The organism is Nostoc sp. UIC 10630, assembly GCF_010747425.1.
Lineage (GTDB): Bacteria > Cyanobacteriota > Cyanobacteriia > Cyanobacteriales > Nostocaceae > Nostoc.
This window is the reverse complement of sequence record NZ_JAAGOG010000392.1, coordinates 1-2,541: the sequence shown is the minus strand read 5'-3', so window position 1 is coordinate 2,541 and position 2,541 is coordinate 1. Positions and strand designations below refer to the sequence as shown.

The 2,541-nt window shown below is 39.4% G+C and carries 1 protein-coding gene and 1 pseudogene; one reads left to right on the top strand and one right to left on the bottom strand.

The window, feature by feature from the left end:
- The first annotated feature begins 317 nt into the window (after positions 1–317).
- On the top strand, positions 318–1,088 hold the full coding sequence (locus G1O98_RS37780; RefSeq protein ID WP_163939522.1) for a GNAT family N-acyltransferase: 771 nt from the start codon (positions 318–320) through the stop codon (positions 1,086–1,088).
- Between the two features lie 343 nt (positions 1,089–1,431).
- Here the strand turns inward: G1O98_RS37780 and G1O98_RS37775 are convergent.
- Positions 1,432–2,541, bottom strand: a pseudogene (locus tag G1O98_RS37775) (serine/threonine protein kinase); the annotation flags it as partial.

Here is a 2,541-nt window from a genome sequence, read left to right as displayed (position 1 = left end):
TATTAGCATCATCCATTGAGAAATCTGGTCACATTAAGTGTGGTTTATTTACTCTGAGATTTTTAGTTTCTACTGCTTAGTTATAGTAGTTGAAAACGATTTAATTGGGTAAACCCCATTTCTGACAGACAGATTTAACAATATTAAATAGCATCTCAGGTATTAGTTTTGTAGAGATTTTTCATAGCATAGCTAGTAGAAATCGAATGTCTATTCAACATCAGAATATTCACTAATCTAAGATTTGTCAGGCATTATTTCTAAGTATTTGCGCTTTCACTGACACAATATTGAATATCTACACTTATCGAAATCCAATGATAAACATTAGTTCTGCATCCGAACTTACTTCTTCATCTGATTACTTCAAATATTTACCCGAAATCGAAACTGAAAACTATATCCTAAAGCTTGCTTCAAACAAAGACGAATTAGAATCAATTTTCAGGTTGCGCTTTCAAGTTTTTAATATTGAACTAGGGGTAGGATACTCTATTTCTCACTTGACTCAGATGGATCAAGACGACTTTGATGCAGTTTTTGATCATTTAATCATTATTTGCAAACAAACCAATCAAATAGTTGGAAGTTGTCGACTACAAACTTATAATATAGCATCTAAAAACTTAGGTTTTTACTCTGCTAAGTACTTTAATATTAATGTAATTACCGATTCAGTGCTTCAATTAAGTGTGGAACTTGGACGTGTATGCATAGTAAAGAAATATCGTAGTCTTAAAACATTTGTATTGCTTTGGCAAGGAGTTAATAATTATTTATCTTTTACCAAAAGTAAATATCTTCTTGGTTGTGTATCATTACCAACACAAGATCCTTTAGTAGCTTGCTGTGCTTACAATTATTTTCAACAAAATGCACTTATGCATCCAAATATTTTGGTTTATCCCAATTCACAATCTTTCTTAGAAGTTTCTGAATCACATCTAGATCCATCTAACCTTGAGATTCCTAATATTCTAAAAATATATTTAGCTAGTGGTGCTAAAGTATGTAGTCTTCCAGCTATTAATAAGCAGTTTGGCATTGATTTCTTAGTCATATTTGATAGCGTACAATTTGGGGTTTAGCCGCACTACGCGCAAAAAAACCAAAAATCTGATCTATAAGAATCCGCTTTGATTTTTGTTCGCACAGCGTAGCGTAGCCATATTTACTTGCGTGGGAAGGCAAGAGGCAAGAGGCAAGCAATACTTTTCGTTTAAACCCAATAATTTCTCTTTTGGTCTGGGGAAAGGTTAAAGGGCAATGGGGAAAGGGAAATTCAAACCCTTTCTCTTTCCCCTTTCCCCCTCAACCGAAAAGTATTGAATAGGCAATAGGCAATAGGCAATAGGAAAGAAGCGCAATCAAATATAAGTCTTATAGCAGAATAGTGTTAATTGTCACCTTACTTGGGTTTCCTCGATATTTTTAATTCTTCTGGGGAGTCACCTCAGCACTAGGCGTAGGTGTCGGTTCAGGTGTGGGGGTTTCTGTGGGAGTTGGTGTTGGTGTTGGTTCAGGCGTGGATGTTTCCGTGGGTGTAGAGGTTGGTGTAGGTGTTGGCGATGGGGGAGGAGTGGGATTTTCTGCTGTAACGGTGAGTTCATAGTCTACTGGTTTCGATGCTGTGGAAACCACGACAAACTCGTAAAATCCGTTTTCTGGTAATTTAGTTGATAAACTACGCTTGGTAGAATCTTCTAAGAATTGGATTTTGCCAGAGGGTGAATAGACTGATAACAAAACTTGGGAATTTGCTTGTAGTTTCAATTCCAGAGATTGATTTTTAGCAAGTCCAGCAATAAATACTTTGCCACTACCAGGTTGAAGATTACCACTGACTGTTTTGCCAGTAGCGCCCGGATCAAAGACAAGTTTCTGGAAAGCGCTACCGGAAAGGATCGCACTGAGTTTATCGCTAACAAAACCGTACCAAACTTGTCCAATGGGCTGATCTCGGAAATCTTTACCACGCTGTTCAGGGAATACACTTAAAAATGCAGCGTCTCCCAAATCATACAAAGAACGACTACCAACGTTGATTTTGTTGACTTCCACTTTCCAGCGATCGCGTTCAGCGCTTGTATAAGTTCCCAGTTGTCGGCGGGTATTGGAACTCAGTGGTGCTAGTTTTTCCAGCAATTCTGACGCTGTTTTATCCCATTCTGCGCGCAAACCTTCATCTTCGGAGCCGTTGCTGAGAGTGCGCCCTTTTAAACTGGGGTTTCTGTCCCAAAAAACTTGATTCACCAAGTTCACATAGAAGTTAGAGTTAATCCCCAACTGTTGACGGCGATCGTTTAATTTTTCTTTACGCTGCCGTTCTGCTGGTGAATATTGCGCTAAAGGATCGGTTGGTTGGTTACTGGTTGGAGTCGGGCTGGCTGTGGGAGTTGGTTGAACTTCCCCGATATCGTTGCGGCTGCTATTCACTCCCCACCAAATTAATCCAACACTACCACCTACCACCGCCGCCACTAGGAAGATTTTTGTTGGTGTCCACCAAGAGGATGGGGGAGGAGATGAGGGGGATGGGGG

Bases quoted from the DNA above. Each gene is read 5' to 3' on its own strand.
- G1O98_RS37780 (WP_163939522.1), top strand. From the start codon at position 318: ATGATAAACATTAGTTCTGCATCCGAACTTACTTCTTCATCTGATTAC.